The 16,730-nt window shown below is 46.8% G+C and carries 14 protein-coding genes; 8 read left to right on the plus strand and 6 right to left on the minus strand.

Annotated features, from left to right (window positions below; all coding sequences use genetic code 11):
* Positions 1-9: 9 nt before the first annotated feature.
* Complete coding sequence (locus SK33_RS20455) at positions 10-729, minus strand: (Fe-S)-binding protein (RefSeq protein ID WP_003033252.1); 720 nt, start codon at positions 727-729, stop codon at positions 10-12.
* A 581-nt stretch (positions 730-1,310) separates the two neighbouring features.
* Here SK33_RS20455 and SK33_RS20460 point away from each other — a divergent pair.
* Positions 1,311-2,864, plus strand: a complete 1,554-nt coding sequence (locus SK33_RS20460) for an L-lactate permease (protein ID WP_003837161.1) — start codon at positions 1,311-1,313, stop codon at positions 2,862-2,864.
* A gap of 494 nt (positions 2,865-3,358) precedes the next feature.
* Here SK33_RS20460 and pdxY read toward each other — a convergent pair whose 3' ends face one another.
* The 3 genes from pdxY to SK33_RS20475 all read right to left on the minus strand — a co-directional run bounded on the left by pdxY (position 3,359) and on the right by SK33_RS20475 (position 7,053).
* Positions 3,359-4,216 carry a pyridoxal kinase PdxY gene (gene pdxY, locus SK33_RS20465; RefSeq protein WP_003031569.1) on the minus strand — a complete coding sequence of 286 codons (858 nt, stop codon included), beginning with the start codon at positions 4,214-4,216 and terminating at the stop codon, positions 3,359-3,361.
* Between the two features lie 11 nt (positions 4,217-4,227).
* Positions 4,228-5,493 carry an aromatic amino acid transporter gene (locus SK33_RS20470; protein WP_048219796.1) on the minus strand — a complete coding sequence of 422 codons (1,266 nt, stop codon included), beginning with the start codon at positions 5,491-5,493 and terminating at the stop codon, positions 4,228-4,230.
* A 189-nt stretch (positions 5,494-5,682) separates the two neighbouring features.
* Entirely contained in the window at positions 5,683-7,053 is a 1,371-nt protein-coding gene (locus tag SK33_RS20475) for a tyrosine phenol-lyase (RefSeq protein WP_003837154.1), read from the minus strand.
* A 778-nt stretch (positions 7,054-7,831) separates the two neighbouring features.
* Between SK33_RS20475 and symE the strand changes: the two genes are divergently transcribed.
* The 4 genes from symE to SK33_RS20495 all read left to right on the plus strand — a co-directional run bounded on the left by symE (position 7,832) and on the right by SK33_RS20495 (position 9,943).
* The gene (gene symE, locus SK33_RS20480; RefSeq protein ID WP_048219798.1) at positions 7,832-8,194 is read left to right on the plus strand and encodes an endoribonuclease SymE; all 363 of its coding nucleotides are present in this window, start codon (positions 7,832-7,834) and stop codon (positions 8,192-8,194) included.
* 243 nt (positions 8,195-8,437) lie between these two features.
* On the plus strand, positions 8,438-9,112 hold the full coding sequence (locus tag SK33_RS20485; protein ID WP_048219800.1) for a hypothetical protein: 675 nt from the start codon (positions 8,438-8,440) through the stop codon (positions 9,110-9,112).
* Between the two features lies 1 nt (position 9,113).
* Positions 9,114-9,461: a hypothetical protein gene (locus SK33_RS20490; protein ID WP_048219801.1), complete on the plus strand. Its 348-nt coding sequence runs from the start codon at positions 9,114-9,116 to the stop codon at positions 9,459-9,461.
* A gap of 2 nt (positions 9,462-9,463) precedes the next feature.
* Positions 9,464-9,943, plus strand: a complete 480-nt coding sequence (locus SK33_RS20495; protein WP_048219803.1) for an Hcp family type VI secretion system effector — start codon at positions 9,464-9,466, stop codon at positions 9,941-9,943.
* Between the two features lie 218 nt (positions 9,944-10,161).
* On the opposite strand, the gene SK33_RS20500 is transcribed toward SK33_RS20495, so the two are convergent.
* Positions 10,162-10,488 carry a DUF1493 family protein gene (locus tag SK33_RS20500; RefSeq protein ID WP_040230261.1) on the minus strand — a complete coding sequence of 109 codons (327 nt, stop codon included), beginning with the start codon at positions 10,486-10,488 and terminating at the stop codon, positions 10,162-10,164.
* 196 nt (positions 10,489-10,684) lie between these two features.
* Between SK33_RS20500 and SK33_RS20505 the strand changes: the two genes are divergently transcribed.
* The 3 genes from SK33_RS20505 to SK33_RS20515 all read left to right on the plus strand — a co-directional run bounded on the left by SK33_RS20505 (position 10,685) and on the right by SK33_RS20515 (position 13,472).
* The gene (locus tag SK33_RS20505) at positions 10,685-11,557 is read left to right on the plus strand and encodes a phosphorothioated DNA-binding restriction endonuclease (RefSeq protein WP_048219805.1); all 873 of its coding nucleotides are present in this window, start codon (positions 10,685-10,687) and stop codon (positions 11,555-11,557) included.
* Complete coding sequence (locus tag SK33_RS20510) at positions 11,523-12,245, plus strand: winged helix-turn-helix domain-containing protein (protein ID WP_247751700.1); 723 nt, start codon at positions 11,523-11,525, stop codon at positions 12,243-12,245. Before SK33_RS20505 ends, SK33_RS20510 begins: the two co-directional genes overlap by 35 nt.
* A gap of 79 nt (positions 12,246-12,324) precedes the next feature.
* A protein-coding gene (locus SK33_RS20515; protein ID WP_113772681.1) for an IS3 family transposase occupies positions 12,325-13,472 on the plus strand; the annotation gives its coding sequence in 2 pieces (ribosomal slippage) (positions 12,325-12,562 and positions 12,562-13,472; 1,149 coding nt in all).
* 1 nt (position 13,473) lies between these two features.
* Here SK33_RS20515 and SK33_RS20520 read toward each other — a convergent pair.
* Positions 13,474-16,674: an STY4851/ECs_5259 family protein gene (locus tag SK33_RS20520; RefSeq protein WP_048219978.1), complete on the minus strand. Its 3,201-nt coding sequence runs from the start codon at positions 16,672-16,674 to the stop codon at positions 13,474-13,476.
* Between the last annotated feature and the right edge of the window lie 56 nt (positions 16,675-16,730).

Raw genomic sequence — 16,730 nt, forward strand, 5'->3', positions numbered from 1 at the left:
TCTTTCCCCTCAGCGGCTCATCAGCACTTCAGCAATATGCATCACTTTGACCGGCTGGCCTTCGCGTTGCAGTCGGCCGCCAATATTCAGCAGGCAGCTGACGTCAGCGCCAATCAAAAACTCCGGCTTCGCATCCATCAGATGTAAAACTTTCTCTTTCACCATCTCGCCGGAGATCTCGGCCATCTTGACCGAGAACGTCCCGCCAAAGCCGCAGCAGGTGTCCTGATCGGCAAACGTCAACAACTCCAGTCCGCGCACGTTTTTCAGCAGCGTGAGCGGCTCTTCCTTCACCCCCAGTTTGCGGGTCAGGCTACAGGAAGGGTGATACACAGCGCGGCCCTGCAGGCTGGCACCCACGTCCACCACGCCCAGTTTGTTGACGATAAAAGAGGTGAGATCCTGCATACGTCCGGCAACCTTCTCGGCGCGCAGCGCCCATTCAGGCTCATCCACCAGATACGTCGGGTAGCTTTTTACCGCGTAGGTGCAGGAGCCTGCCGGGGAGATAATCGGATCGTCGTTGTCTTCCAGGGCGGCGATCAGGTTTTTCATCCCGGGGATCGCCTCTTTGATGTAACCGCTGTTGATGGCTGGCTGACCGCAACACCCTTGCTTCTCGGGGAAATTAACGCGACAACCCAGTTTTTCCAGCAGCAATACGGAGTCTCGTGCCATCCGTGATTTCAGTGCGTCACCAATACAGGTAACAAAGAAATTTACATTCACAATAACTACTCCATTGCTTCATTTCTGTTTATTGCGCTTGATATCGCGATATCAAACAAATGTTCATTCGTATTTCATGCCCAGTTTTTCTGTTTGCTGGTTTTACCAATACCTGGGGTCATGGTGATGCTCTGATCGTTTTCCTTTGATGACGACTCTCCTCTTCTTATATCAGGACAATCGCAAATGTCTTTATTTTCATTTGTATGACAAAAACAAATAATCCCCTAATCGACTCGCACATGCAATACCCTGGTTTATTTATTTCGGCCTCGCTCACATTTTTACATTGGAAACCACAGCGTTATTAACACCTTAGAAAACAGTTTCAAGTGATTACCACTGTTGTCACTACCATTATTAAAAAGTTTATTAAATAACTACTTATAGGTATTTAATCGGCACTTAAGTATATTTACCCGGCATTAGATTTTAATTAAAAGATTACAATAGTTACAAAACTACAAATCATAATTACTTTATTCACTGAAGCGATTCAGTTTGCATACTTTATTAGAACAGCAATGTAGCCTCCCAACCATAAATATAAATCAGGTTTAATGAACCAATTGGGAATAGCAATGAACGAATATTTTATGTTTGCCCTGGCACTCTCTCCGTTACTACTGATGGTATTTTTAATATTGAAATTGAAAATGCCCATCCATTATTCAGTACTGATCTCTTTGGTATTCACCGCTGCACTATCGGCAATATTCTGGGAAATGCCCGTACAAAATCTAAAAGCCGCGATAGGCTATGGCGCGCTGAAGGGATTATGGCCGATTGTGATTGTGATCCTCGGCGCTATCTTCAGTTATAACGTCATGCAGGCGACCAAAGCGCTGGATATTCTGCGCGATATTCTCGCCAGTATTAGCGAAGATAAGCGTATTCAGGTGCTGCTGATTTCATGGTGCTTTGGTGGATTTCTTGAAGCCGCGGCGGGTTATGGTACAGCGGTCGCCATTCCGATCGGTATTCTTATCGCATTGGGTTTCAATCCGCTGAAGGCGGCAATTGCCTCTCTGGTGGCAAATACCGTTCCCACTGCATTCGGCGCGGTCGGGATCCCGGTTTCTATTCTGGCAGAACAGGTTAACCTGCCGGTTTATACCTTAGGCGGAACCATTATTCTGCAGCTCGCGCTGTTTAATATCCTGCTGCCGTTTGTGATTGTCTGCATTATTGGCGGCGGCCTGAAAGCCATTCGCGGCGTATTTCTGATTACGTTGATTTGCGGTATTACCACGCTGGTTCCGCAGTATTTTGTCGCTATTCATCTCGGTGCTGAATTACCCGCCTTTGCCGGTAGCCTGGTCAGCCTGTTTGCCGTGGCGATGGTTAGCCGTCTGCGCAAAGGGAAAACCGATCCCGAGTGGCGAATTGAAGTCAGCCATACCCGCGAAACCACGCCGCGCTCGGCAAAGGTGTTGTTCCGAGTTGGCTCTATTTATCTGTTTATTTTTGTGTTTATCCTGATGTGTTCGCCGCTGTTCCCGACGATAAAAGGCGCAGCCTCACAACTGGCCTCGGTGCTACATTTCACGTTGGCTGACGGCAAAACGATGGCGTTGAAAGTTGAATGGGTGACCACGCCAGGGATGCTGATCATCTTTGCGACCATTATCGGTGGTTTTATTCAGGGAGCGTCCGCACGCGGGATGCTGGAAGTATTTATCAAAACGATTTTCCAGCTTAAAAACTCTATCGTTGCAATTATGGCGATCGTCGCGCTGGCCACGGTGATGGATCTCAGCGGGATTATCTCCACGCTGGCGCAGTCGATTGTCGATCTGACCGGCAGCTCGTACGTCTTCCTCGCCCCGGTGATTGGCGCGCTGGGCACGTTCGTTACCGGCAGCGATACCAACTCGAACATTTTGTTCGGAAAACTGCAAACCATTGCCGCCAGCAAACTGCATATCGATCCCAACTGGCTGGCGGCGGCCAACACCTCTGGCGCAACGGGCGGAAAAATGATTTCGCCGCAAAGCATCGCCATCGCGGTATCCGCCACAAAAATGGACGGTCAGGCCAACCAGATCATGTCTGGCACCATGAAATACTGCTGCGCCTATATCGTGATCCTCGGCTTAAAGGTTGGCCTCTTTTATTACTGGTTTATGGCATAAACCATTGTCAACCCCGTCAAATTTGCGGCAACCGTATTTGACGACGCGGTGACCAAAAAGGTTTACACCTCCCCGGGAACGGAACGAGGCGACAGACTTTACGATTTGTCGGCGCTGACTAAAATAGCGCCGATGTTTCAAATCGAGGATTGTTGTTATGTTGTTCTGGAAAAAGATGGTGAAGAAGTTCGACGCCTTTTCCGCGTTGATTCCACCACGCTACTTCCGCGTGTAATACTGGGCACTTATGCCTGATGGCGCTTCGCTTATCAGGCCTACGTTTCGCATTCATTTGTAGGCCTGCGTTTCACGCTCATTTGTAGGCCGGATAAGGCGCTAGCCGCATCCGGCAGCAGCGTAAAATGTTCACCCCTTTCTCTTACGCAGTCCGCACGCTCTTAACATCACAACCCAAATACGAAGCCATGCAAAACGGTAGACCAGCGGATGCTGAAACCTCAGCAATGTCAGAAACACAGAGCCCCCTTGCGGCGTCAGATCACCGTTGCCTGATAGCGAACCTGTGGGTCCATAATCTGGTGGCGCGCGTCTATCAGCCGCAGTTCATACGAATCATGCTCTTTCGTCAGCCGCATTACCGCGTCAACAACACTGGTGGTCCGCTCCAGTGCCTGCTTGTCCTCATAACCATTGAGCAGTGAGGCCAGCATCACGCTGCAAATCAGATCCCCAACGCCGACCGGCATTTTGGCAAAGGTATACAGCGGCCGGGCAATGTGTAACGTCTGTTCCGGCGTCACCAGCAGCATTTCAAACGCCTGTTTGTTCCGCGAACAGTCGCCGAGATGCTTCACCAGCACCTTCTTTACGCCCCACGACACCAGCTGCCGCGCCGCTTCCACCACCTCGTCAAAACTACGCAGTTGTCTGCCCGTCAGCACGCCCAGCTCATAGAGATTCGGTCCCATCATGTCGGCCAGTTGAATGGCGTCATCGACAAAAAATGACTCCACGCCCTGCGCGACAATGCAGCCTTTTTGCGGGTCGCCCATTACCGGATCGCAAAAATAGAGCGCCTGCGGATTACGCTGACGAATGGTGGAGACGGCGTACTTCACCTCTTCACAATGGCGTTTATCTCCAAGATACCCGGACAATACGGCATCGCATTGCGCCAGCTTTTGCAGGTCATCCAGCCCGCTGATGATCGCGCTCAGCTCGCCGTGCGGCATCGCCATGCCCTGCCACATCCCATATTGGGTGTGGTTGGAAAACTGTACGGTGTAAAACGGCCAGACATCGATCCCCGAGAGCTGCATCGGCAACACAGCGGCTTTATTTCCGGCATAGCCATAAACGACCGACGACTGAACAGACAACACGTTTTTCATTTTGACTCCGTCTAACGAAACGTTGGCAGCAGACCAAATACGTCCAGAACAACCGTCAGATAGACAACCGCTCCGCAGACAATCACCAGGTTAAGCACGGTGTTATTACAGGGCGCGGTATAGCTGGCGGTTGGGAAACGTTTCCGCGCGGCTTTCACCAGGAACGGCGGCAGGATCACACTCCAGATGGTAAAGGCCAGACCGGCGTAACCAATCGCGTGCACAAAACCGTTCGGGAAGAAGAAGCACACGGCGGCTGGCGGGAAGTAGGTCACCAGCGCGGTTTTCAGGCGGCCCATGCCGTCGTCCGGGAAGTGAAACAGGTCGGCGATGTAATCGAACAGGCCAAGCGTCGCCGCCAGCAGGGAACTGGCTACCGCGAAGTTGCCGAAAAAGGTGAGGATCAGATCCATATATCGGCTGGTGAACAGCCCGCTGATGGCCTCGACAAACACATCGATATTGCCGCCTTTGGCGATAATCGGCGGGAATGAGGAACGGCTGATGTTACCCATCGTCACGCCCAGCCAGAAAATATACAGCAGCAGAGCAAACAGCGTACCGATGATAATCGAACGCGTAATATTCGAGACTCCGCTTGTGCCATACAGTTTAACCAGGCTTGGCACGTTACCGTGAAAACCAAACGAGATGATGCAGAACGGCAGCGTCATCAGGATGTACGGCAGATACTGCGAATTGGGCAACGCCACCGCCACGCTGTCGATGAGTTTTGCCACTTCGATATGGCCAATCAGCCCGGAGAACGTGGCAAAGAACGCCACAAACTTACCGATAATCAGCACGGTAGTGATGCGTCCGACCAGCAAGGAACTATACCAGGCAATCGCGCCGACCAGCATACTGACGATCACCACCGAGATATTCGCCGGAAAGTGCACACCGCTGTATTTGAACACGGTTTGCGCCATCACCGCCGACGAACCGGAGATATAGGCATAGGTCAGAATATACAGCACAAAGCCGAAAGCGATACCAACCACGATATTCCACTTCCGGCCTAATAAATCCTGAGTAAAAGTATTAAAACTGGCACCGGCGCCATAATGTAGGTTAACTTCGACCAGCATCAGACCGGTTAATAACATCATGATGGCGATAAATAGAAGAATAACAGACGCACCGGGGAACCATACGCCGGCCATCGCAATCGGCAGGGAGAACATCCCGCCACCCACTACGGTCGCGATAACCAACATGGTTCCGCTAATCAGTCCGGGGGTACTACTCTGTCGCTCAATGGCATTAATATCCATGATAAATGTTCCTGTAGACTATTCGTTATAATTACAGCTGTCATTTGTACATCATGCGGATAATAAAAATGTCGGAGTCAGGGTTTACTTTTTTTAGTTATGTCACGGTAACGGGCACCGCAAAGGCTTCCTGTTCATGGAAAAGGAATACAAAAAAGCCCCATCACGTGATGGGGCCATAACTATTTTTTAGATGTAATCAAAGCGTGCAGTAAAGAAACGCAACTGCTTCGGCTCGTAAATAAACTTCAGCCCGCGAATATCTTCTTTATGCTGGTAAAGTTTAATAATGCCGTCAGCCACGACATCCATATGTGCGTAGGTATAAACACGACGTGGAATAGTCAGACGCACGGTTTCCAGTTTCGGTCTGTGGTGTTCACCGGTCACGTTATTACGGCCCGCAGAGATAATTCCGCGCTCCATACTGCGCACGCCGGTTTCCACATAGATGCTGGCGGCCAGACTTTGTGCCGGGAACTCATCTTGCGTCAGATGCTCGCAGAAGCGACGCGCATCGAGGAATACCGCGTGACCGCCTACCGGTTCAACAATCGGTACGCCAGCGGCTTTCAGCTTATCGCCCAGGTAGCGAACCTGCTTCACGCGGTGCTCAATATATTCGTACTGCATGGCTTCACGCAGGCCAATCGCCATGGCTTCCATATCACGTCCGGCCAGGCCGCCGTAAGATGGCATCCCTTCGTAGACCACGACTAACTCTTTGGCAGAAGAGAACATTTCGTCATCGTTCATGCACAGGAAGCCGCCGATGTTCACCAGACAGTCTTTTTTACCACTCATGGTGCAACCGTCGGCGTAGCTGAACATCTCATGCACGATCTCGGCGATGCTCTTGTTCTCAAAGCCCTGCTCTTGCTCTTTGATAAAGTAGGCGTTTTCTACGCAGCGGGTAGCGTCGTAGAACACTTTAATGCCATGCGCTTCTGTCAGTTCACGCACCGCACGCATGTTCGCCATGGAGACCGGCTGCCCGCCAGCGAGGTTAACCGTTACCGCCAGGCAGATATACGCAATATTCTCTGCGCCTTTTTCATCAATCAGCTTTTGCAATTTTTTAAGATCGATATCACCTTTAAACGCAATATTCAGACCGGCATCGTGCGCTTCGTCACGAACGATATCGACAAACACCGCACCATTTTTTTCCTGGTGATAACGGGTGGTAGTGAAATACATATTCCCGGCAACATATTGCCCAGGTTTAATAGCCAACTGCGATAACAGGTTTTCTGCGCCACGCCCCTGGTGAGTCGGAACAATATGTTTAAAGCCAAACAGTTCCTGCACGGTTCTTTCCAGATGATAGAAGTTTTCACTGCCCGCGTACGCTTCATCACCCATCATCATTCCGGCCCACTGCTTGTCGCTCATTGCGTTAGTGCCACTGTCTGTCAGCAGGTCAATATAAATATCTTTCGAATTTAACAGGAAAGTATTGTAACCCGCTTCCTGCATTTTCTTGAGGCGCTCATCACGCGGGATCATAGATACAGTTTCAACGCTTTTAATACGGAAGGGTTCTGCCGGATAATTCATTTTGTTTCTCCAGTAACAGTGGTCATGTACGTATTAATGTGAAGTAAATCATACCTGGTTCATCAACAAATCCTGATGAAATATAACTATTCGCCTCCTGAGTCAGGGGGAGAAATAATGTGGAGGCACTATGCAAGATTTGATTGATTATGGAAATAGCCCGGTCAACATTAATCACTGGCAATAATTTAAAAAGCTGTAAATGTGAGTGATGCAAATCACACGTCATTTTTTTACCCGTTAATATTCAACAAGTTTTTTTTTGCGTTTCGATTTGCCATTCGTCGTAGTGTGTCTGCGGAGAGTGGAAATACTGAAAACATAACTTTCCAGGCTGTTCTCATAATGTATTGGTGAATGAGTACACGCCATTTTGTGAGAGTCGGATCACTTCACGGAGTGATATTTGTGATTTACATCACTAAAAGTGTAAAGCAAAGTGTACAAAACGATGTTGTTTCAGAGTTTACTATTTGCTTCAGTGAGTGAGATCGCATTTTTGGCCAGATGCAGAGGAGCATTATTTTCTGGAAATGGCAGGTATTTGGCGGATTGGATGAGAATGGATTTATACGGTGAATAATACCGGATTTATTGGGGTTAAGGGGTTTTCTATTTATTCCGAAAGCGTGCTATTCGCGCTTATTTCATCTTATTTACATCTGGACTTCCCCCAGGATACTGGCGTAATTTACAGGGGTTTTATTAGCGCGATGCGAAGGTGCGCCAACACCTCCGCATCGCTAATCACAGCAACTATTAATAGAGAATAGCAGCCATGACTGATACGCATTGTATTGCAGTTTCGTTTGATCCAGAAGTCCACGCCGCAGATAACCGTCGCCTGAAGGTGGGTTATGCGAGCCGTTATCCTGATTACAGCCGTATTCCGGTGAAGTACGTTCGGTTTCCGTCCATTGTGATGAAGGGCCAGTGGCTGAAAGCCGCCGGATTCGATACCGGCACCGACGTTGATGTTCGCGTAATGCAAGGCTGCATCGTATTAACCGCCCGCACCGCCGACCCCGAAGAGTCAGAACTGATGAAATCCCTGCGCGCCGTGGAAAAGCTCTCCGCGCGTAAGCAAAAGCAGGTACTGGAGTTTATCGGGGTGATTGCGGGGAAAGCGTTGAAGGGGTGAGATTGTAATTGTGATTGTCATTGAGGCGCCTGCGGGGCGCCTTTTTTGAGGAAGCATTTTCATATGATTTTTTATATCAGCACTAGAATATTTAGCTCAAGAATTAATATCTCTAATTAATAACCAATGTCGATATTCTTAATGTTATTTGAGAAACTGTTACTCAGGTCAACTATTTCACCATCTATTTTTGTTATTTACATGCTTTCATTTCTAGCCATCTTATTTTATTAAAGGATTGCCATGGCCGATATAGAAGGCATTGCAAGAAGGATCTATAACATTATCATTTCACCTGATACAGTCACAGGACTTATCAATGGTGGCCTGTCTGTTCCTTTAGATTATGGATATATGATTTACGGTGTCTTTGATACAGACAGCAGATTTAAACGAGAAACAGAACGTATTCGCATCATGACAGCCATAAAAAATGACATTCTAAATTATGAGAATATCGTCAATGCTGTTTCTCGCATCTTTCATCTTTTTAACAATTTCTTATCCGAACAGGCACAAGATAAAATATACAGAACCGTTATTACATCTATAGCAGGAAGGATTATTGCAAATACAATCGCCTCAAACATTGCGAAAGCCGTTATCGAAAAAACATCTTTCACTTATGTTGTCTTTAAGGGTAAAGGTAATCCCATAACACTGTTAAGCACCTTCCTTTTATTGGGAGGTATGACCGAACGTTCTATCAGGACATCGGATGGCCTCAGTACAGATGCACCCGAGATATACGAGTTATTAAGGCCTCATGACTACGATCTTCTTTATTTCCTTTTCATTGATGCAGTACAACCTTTCGTTGATGCTATACATGCTGGATATACAGAAGGCAAACCTACTTTTATAAAAATAATTGAGTTAGTGGGAGAACATTTAAACGGTAAGTCTAAGGACTGGTAACATGAAAAAAATTATCACCCTAATAATAAATTCATTGTTTTGTGGGTATGTTGCCACCCTTTGTTTAATTTCTCTCATCGAATTCGATTCATGGCAGGATAAAATCCTTGCCATTATTATCATCGTTGTAAGCGCTTATATTATCGCCTTTATAGCCAATAGGTTCTTACCAACAAAGATACACCTGATGGGGGGAGTTCTTGATCTATTATCCGGTCCATTGCTAATCGCAGGAGGCCTCGCCTGTTTCGCTTTTCTTGAACCCTGGCCCATAAAAATTATTGGAACATTCGTTTGGATTCTCATCATGCTTTATTTCCCTTCCCGTATAAATATAGATAAGGACTAATCATGTCAAACCCAGCCTATCTGTGGTTAACCGATGCAAATGGCTCCCCCGTAATGGGAAGCTCACAAGTCGCTGGACGCATTGGTGCTATTGAACTGAAAGCAGTCACTCATCACCTGTCTGTCCCTGTAGATGGAAATACAGGTAGACTGACAGGAACGCGTGTGCACGCGCCGATTACAATACAGAAGGAGTTTGATAAAACAACGCCCCTTTTGTATAAAGCGTTAAGTGAAAGCCAGACATTAAAATCAGCCACAATAAAAATGTATCAAATTCTGGAGGTTGGTATTGAAAGTGAATACTTCAATATCATTTTAGAAAATGTAAAAGTGACAGGAATCACACCAAATTTATTCCCCGGTTCGGGAACAGGAACCCACAATGAAACTATTCAGCTAAGATATGAGGCTATTACATGGAAGCACTGCGATGGAAATATCATTTATAAGGATGCCTGGAATCACAGAGTAATTTCGTAACTGCCATTGAGTATTTCACCAGCACAGAAAGAATGTGCTGGTGGTGAAAGCATACGTTTTATGAACAAACGAGGTCATTCCTCTCTAATAAACAGCGAGATACACCACCAAAACTTTTGAGTAAACTGATACTGCCATTATTCTTCGTATAATTATTTTCCAGATTTTGTCAATGCAATCAACATCTAATTGCGTCAGTATCCTCTGTAAGCATACAGTCAATCATATAACCAGTGACCTGCTCTGGCTGATTCTGCGAACATACGCACAGTAAGCGGTTTTGACACTTGTTTGATGGGTTCTTTCGTAAACCACTTTCGATAGACCGATTCTCTTTCCCTGGGGTAATAGGCTTCGAAATCAATGACTGAAACCTCAACGTTATATTTCTCTCCAAAATCTTCAATGGCATACGGTAATTCATCCCATTCAGCGTAACCTTGCAGCGGCGTATCAAGTTCAATCGGGATAAGCTTGAAAGTAAACGTTACCGCGAGAGATAACTCCCCCCGAAAAAATTCCAATACCTCGTTATCCTTCACCATCAAAGATCCTTCGATATGCAATAATTTGCTTACTTATTGTACTCCTGCGTCTCCAGTTTGGGGAACGGTAAACGCCATGGCGTATGTGTTTTTCAGAAAACATAAAAGTGATGTCGGTAGCGCATCAACCCGTCTTTGCTTGATCAGGTGATATTTTGCGAGCATCATCGCAATTATTTACCTGATAATGAAATCAATGACTTCCAGTAAAACCCTGCAACAGGCGATTGCCGACATCACCATCTGGCGTAAAGGCGAGCAGCGTGCGCCGCACAAGCCCCTGCTGCTGCTTCATGTGCTGGCCGGTTATCAGCAGGGTCACGGTCGCCTGTTTGACTACGGTTCGGAAGTTCGCGACCCGTTGCATAGTCTGCTGGAGCGATTTGGACCACAGCGCGCGCAATACCGCCCGGATATGCCTTTCTGGCGCTTACAGGGAGATGGGTTCTGGGAGCTACAAAACGCCGAGCACTGTTCAACATCCGGTAGCAGCAAACAGCCTCCTGCCGGAGAACTGGTGTCGCACAACGTTACCGGAGGTTTTGATGAACAGCATTTTGCCCTGCTGAAAAAGAGCAAGAGCCTCATCAACGCCCTGGCCCAGCAAATCCTCGAGGCGCACTTCACCGAAAGCATCCAGGAAGAGATCGCGGATGAACTGGGATTTGATATCCTGCAAATCCGCAAACAGCGGGATCCATTGTTCCGCCAGCAGGTTCTGCGTGCTTATAACTATGAATGCGCCATTTGTGGCTTCAATATGCGCCACGACAGCACCTCAGTCGCCCTGGAAGCCGCCCATATCAAATGGAAACAGCACGGCGGCCCGTGTGAGATTTCAAACGGCCTGGCGTTGTGTGCAATCCACCATAAAGCCTTTGATAAAGGTTCGATTGGGCTGGATGAGCGTATGCGAGTACGAATTTCGTCTGCAGTAAATGGAAGTAATATTGTCTCCAGGTTATTTTGGGACTTTTCAGGAGTTCAGATTCATCTTCCAAAAAATAAAGAGGACTATCCTCAAGAAAAATTTATTGAGTGGCATCAACAAGAAGTTTTCAGGACATAAAAATATTAATCCATTGATGGTGATCAACATGTCGTTTCCCAGTTATAAAGAGATAGAAATCCCTCTGCTTTTAAATATCTACAACGGAGGGGGAGAAGTAAGTTCCTCCTCATGTTACGAGCCGTTGGGCAAGGAGTTCGGCCTGACCAACGAAGAAATGAACATGTTACTCCCTGATGATACTAATCGCCCTCAATGGAACAACATGGTCCAATGGGCAAGGAAAAAGCTTGTTGACTACAAGTACCTCCACAATGCTAAAGAATCAGGCCTTGGTATCTGGAAGCTCACACCAGATGGCATAAAAAAAGCAGAATCGCTTTCCACCCGATTGAATATCGATTATCCAGATGATGTTCCGGAAACCTTTTACGAAGGTGCCGTAAAGCAAATCAAAGTTAACAAATACGAACGTAGTAAAACGGCGAGAGACAAATGCATAGATCACTACGGCTGTCAGTGCAGCGTGTGCAATATGGATTTTGAGGAAACGTATGGTGAAACCGGGAAGGACTATATTCACGTCCACCATATTACACCGCTGTCTGATATTGGGGAGCGCTACAAACTGGATCCCGTAAAAGACCTTCGTCCTGTCTGCCCCAATTGCCATGCCATGATCCACAGACAAAAACCTTCACTCACTATTGAGGCATTGAAAGTCTTAATGAAGAAGGTACAAAAATAAGAACGAGTGAAGATAGTGAATCGCCACGGGTTTAACAGACACCTCAGAGTCATTTAAGATGGCTTAAAGAGAGGTGCCCATGAGCGGTAAGCGTTATCCCGAAGAGTTTAAAACTGAAGCAGTCAAACAGGTTGTTGATCGCGGTTATTCTGTTGCCAGCGTGGCAACACGTCTCGATATCACCACCCACAGCCTTTACGCCTGGATAAAGAAGTACGGTCCGGATTCTTCCACTAATAAAGAACAGTCAGATGCTCAGGCCGAGATCCGTCGTCTCCAGAAAGAGCTGAAGCGGGTTACCGACGAACGGGACATATTAAAAAAAGCCGCGGCGTACTTCGCAAAGCTGTCCGACTGAGGTACGCCTTTATCCGTGACAACACCTGTTGCTGGCCTGTTCGCCTGCTCTGTCGGGTGCTGGATGTTCATCCCAGTGGTTTTTACGCCTGGCTTCAGCAGCCGCATTCTCAACGCCATCAGGCAGACCTGAGACTGACAGGACAGATTAAACAGTTCTGGCTGGAATCGGGATGCGTCTATGGTTATCGCAAAATCCATCTGGATCTGCGGGACAGCGGGCAACAGTGCGGAGTGAACAGAGTCTGGCGACTGATGAAACGTGTCGGGATAAAGGCTCAGGTCGGATACCGGAGCCCGCGGGCACGTAAAGGCGAGGCCAGTATCGTGTCGCCCAACAGGCTCCAGCGACAGTTCAATCCGGATGCTCCTGATGAGCGTTGGGTAACAGACATAACCTACATCAGGACCCACGAAGGCTGGCTGTATCTTGCTGTGGTTGTTGATCTGTTCTCACGCAAAATTATCGGCTGGTCCATGCAATCCCGGATGACAAAGGACATTGTCCTGAACGCACTGCTGATGGCTGTATGGCGGCGTAATCCCCAAAAACAGGTGCTGGTTCATTCGGATCAGGGCAGTCAGTACACAAGCCATGAGTGGCAGTCTTTCCTGAAATCACACGGCCTGGAGGGCAGCATGAGCCGTCGCGGTAACTGCCATGATAATGCGGTTGCAGAAAGCTTTTTCCAGTTGTTGAAACGCGAACGGATAAAGAAAAAGATCTACGGAACGCGGGAAGAAGCCCGCAGTGATATTTTTGATTACATCGAAATGTTTTATAACAGTAAGCGTCGGCATGGTTCTAGCGATCAGATGTCACCGACAGAATATGAAAACCAGTATTATCAACGGCTCGGAAGTGTCTAGATTATCTGTGGCGATTCACACTGCTAAATGTTGTTTTTCCGCTTGCAACAGCAGCAGCAAATACGGGGAGCAAGGTGACGGAATATCGGTAACTAGTATCAGGTGAAATATCTATAACCGGATTTTGTTGCGATATATACCAACGAAAAAGGCCCGGACCACCAAATTCTGGCCAGCGAGATTCACCATGTTCGCGTAGAAGTTCCTGATACCACCCTTGGATAATACCTTTCATCACCAACTCCGGAAAAACCGGTGGTAATTTCCCTTGACTCAACCATAATTTTACCTCATTGGCATAAGTCGGGAACACTGTGCCCAGCTGCTGATACATTCTGTCCAGCAACCTTATCTGCATTTCCTCAGGCGCACCTTTATGAGTCAAAAAAGTACGAAAACGTTTGGCGGCACATTTCACTTCTGTAATAGGTAAAAACTCCCAGAAAACAGGAAACTCGCTTTCAATACGGCTGAGATAATCAATGGACATTTCAAATTTGAACAGCGACATCGCCAACGCTTGCGGATGCTGAACAAGTGCCCGCCATACTTCAAAGGTAGCCAAAGGTAAATATCCAAACTGATCGTATAAATTGCGTAAAAACTGCCAGCCCGAGTGTGCAGGGTCGCTCGCCATTTGTTCCAGAACTAACGTAATTGTATTTACATCCGACCGGGGATTAAAAAGCTGCGTTGCTTTTTGCAAGGACTGTATTGTTGTCGTGTCGCTTTGAATTACTGATTCGCCAGCAATGTAGCATGGCCGAAATGAAGCTTCTTCACCTTGTTTTGGCAACACCAGCCATGGGCCATTATTTTGTATTGTCGAACTTAATTCGAATTCCCCAACCGGTACGCCTTCGCTCATTCTTGACATCAGCGGTATGGGTTTTCTCTCCGGTTCGCTGAGTAACATAATTACGGGCGAAGGGATCTGTCCTGTAAGATTGCTTACTGAGTTTGCGAAAAGAACCTGCCTTTCCCGATCATAATCCAGACTATATTTGTAACGTCGAATCTGCCAGGTAAAAGAACTACCACCTCCTTCTATACGCATATCAACTATTTGATCAATTCCCTCTTCCAGTGAGAGTAAATTATCAATATGTTCCCTTAAGCTGTATAACGTAAGCTCTACCGGACTTTCTCCCGCACTATAGTGCCACTCATACCAAGCCTGCATTCCACTACGGGAATGTAGACGTAGTTCAAGCTGGTATCGCGTAGGCTCTCCATTTTTTCCGAAAAGGTATGCTCTGGCTCCCAGAAGATCGCTAATCGTTAAATTTTTAGGAAGAGGCTTCTCGTCTTTATCGAACGCAAGACAACCTCGTGCAGGAAATGGTAAGCAAATAACAATTGGGTCCGCAGTGAGGTTTGGCGTTACTTGTAATGAAATCGATGCAGGAGGAATCCCCTCCGCCTTCATCATTATTTCTGTACTACCAGGCAGCCGCTCCCGTCCAACTTCAAGTGTTTTTTCCTTCAAACGATACAAACAAGGATGCTGAGTAGTAATAATGACCGAACCTTCGTTTGCCTGTTCTCCATTTTTTATTTCCAGGCTAAAATCATTGGGGAGAATACCTATTTTCTTACGCAGTAAAGTTTCATTACTTTCGTTACGCACAGAAATAAACTGTGCTCCCATTCTCTCTTGCACATCGCAATCATCTATAAACGTACCGTTGAAAAAGCGTTTATAATGATGCTTTGAGAGATTCTCAGGATTCTTGGTAATCCCGGGAATTCCAAGGAAGGCTTCATCCGGGTAGCTTGTCCAATTCAACCGCTTTCCCTGGAAAGAGAACCCAGCCTGAATAATCTGATCTCTTCCTGTCTTTATCCGGTACGTTTCGTCGCCTTCAATAATGATATCCTGCCGACCTTTGATAGTCAGAGCACGGCAGCCCAAAGCCGAAAAGCCAGAGTCACAATCCTCATGTTCCGAAGCCAGACAACCATCCTTTGGTAGTACGATAAGCACATGGCTGCCACGCACGCTGCAAGAGGCTTGTCCCTGTAACAGCCATTCACTTTTATCAGAAACAAAAACCAATGGAACATCGCCAACGGCAACTTCACTACCTTCTAAAAGATTGGAGCCGACAAACATTCCCCCAGCTCTCGCCACAATAAACAAACTTACTGCGGGATTTCTTCGGCAAAATTTAATCTCGCGCTTACGAACTCTTATTTTTGCCTGGGAGTTACTTAACGTTGCATAAGCAGGGCCCAGACTTGCGATTTCGTTACCATCTTCATAGATAGCAAGCTCGAAGCGCGTTGTTGAAGGCTCACTATCAATTGAAAAGCTCAGCTCCTCAGGTAGAGAAATGAGAGCCTGGACAGCTTCAGGATTATTTTCTGACCATAAAAACTGACAGAGAGTGGTTTTATTCTTTTGAAGGCGGGGTTTTGATTCAGTAGAAGCTGTTCGTAAAAGTCCATTAAGGAAACTGGTACCCGTATCATCCTCAAGGGGAACAGGGAAACTGTCCCGCCACTTTGGATGAACACGCTCAAGTTCTTTTACGGGTTCGGTATGATTACTCAAATCATAAATTTGAACAAGAGATACTAACTGTTCAGCCATTCGACTAATAAGCTCAACTGAAGTATCTTCTTTGAAAACGACTGGCAGGGATGATTTTTCTACCGCTGCATGAACCAACGCGTACGTGGAAATGTCAGAAGATTTAGCCTGATCGTATTGGTTTAAAATGAGAGAAAACATTGACTGAAAACGGCTATCAGATTCCTTTAGCAACCTGAAAGGTAAACCACCTTCACTGAATAAGGACCCTAAAAAATTCCGCCTTTCAGTATCATAGAACCGCACTGGACGTCCCCAGTACCCATCCAGGCCTTTAGGGATTATATTCCCCATTTCAGAAGAAGGTAGCGATATACTAAGAGTTTTATAAATAGGTTCCCACGACCATCCACAATCTCGCTCGTAATCCCTTCTGTACCACTCAGAGCAGAACAAAGTGAAGCAGGCTGCGTACCCTTTATCACTTTTGTAACCATCGGGTAGCCCTATAGCTCGCAACATCCGTTTCAATTCATCATATTCATCACACGTTGCGTGATATTCATATAACGGACGATGATCTGGTTGCTTCAATCCTCTACGAGCGAGGAATTTAGCTAGCCACGGGGTACATTTTAGGATCGACGTGTATTCTGACTGACTCAAAGCAAGCTCCTTGCAAATTGACTGCGTAAACAGACTGATCCGACAGGAATAATTCA

This window comes from Citrobacter sp. MGH103, from assembly GCF_001034475.2.
GTDB lineage: Bacteria > Pseudomonadota > Gammaproteobacteria > Enterobacterales > Enterobacteriaceae > Citrobacter > Citrobacter freundii.

What these genes read in the sequence shown, in the direction of transcription:
- SK33_RS20460 (WP_003837161.1), top strand. Translation starts at nt 1,311, where the DNA reads ATGAACGAATATTTTATGTTTGCCCTGGCACTCTCTCCGTTACTACTG.
- pdxY (WP_003031569.1), bottom strand. Translation starts at nt 4,216, where the DNA reads ATGAAAAACGTGTTGTCTGTTCAGTCGTCGGTCGTTTATGGCTATGCC.
- SK33_RS20470 (WP_048219796.1), bottom strand. Translation starts at nt 5,493, where the DNA reads ATGGATATTAATGCCATTGAGCGACAGAGTAGTACCCCCGGACTGATT.
- SK33_RS20475 (WP_003837154.1), bottom strand. Translation starts at nt 7,053, where the DNA reads ATGAATTATCCGGCAGAACCCTTCCGTATTAAAAGCGTTGAAACTGTA.
- symE (WP_048219798.1), top strand. Translation starts at nt 7,832, where the DNA reads ATGACTGATACGCATTGTATTGCAGTTTCGTTTGATCCAGAAGTCCAC.
- SK33_RS20485 (WP_048219800.1), top strand. Translation starts at nt 8,438, where the DNA reads ATGGCCGATATAGAAGGCATTGCAAGAAGGATCTATAACATTATCATT.
- SK33_RS20490 (WP_048219801.1), top strand. Translation starts at nt 9,114, where the DNA reads ATGAAAAAAATTATCACCCTAATAATAAATTCATTGTTTTGTGGGTAT.
- SK33_RS20495 (WP_048219803.1), top strand. Translation starts at nt 9,464, where the DNA reads ATGTCAAACCCAGCCTATCTGTGGTTAACCGATGCAAATGGCTCCCCC.
- SK33_RS20500 (WP_040230261.1), bottom strand. Translation starts at nt 10,488, where the DNA reads ATGGTGAAGGATAACGAGGTATTGGAATTTTTTCGGGGGGAGTTATCT.
- SK33_RS20505 (WP_048219805.1), top strand. Translation starts at nt 10,685, where the DNA reads ATGACTTCCAGTAAAACCCTGCAACAGGCGATTGCCGACATCACCATC.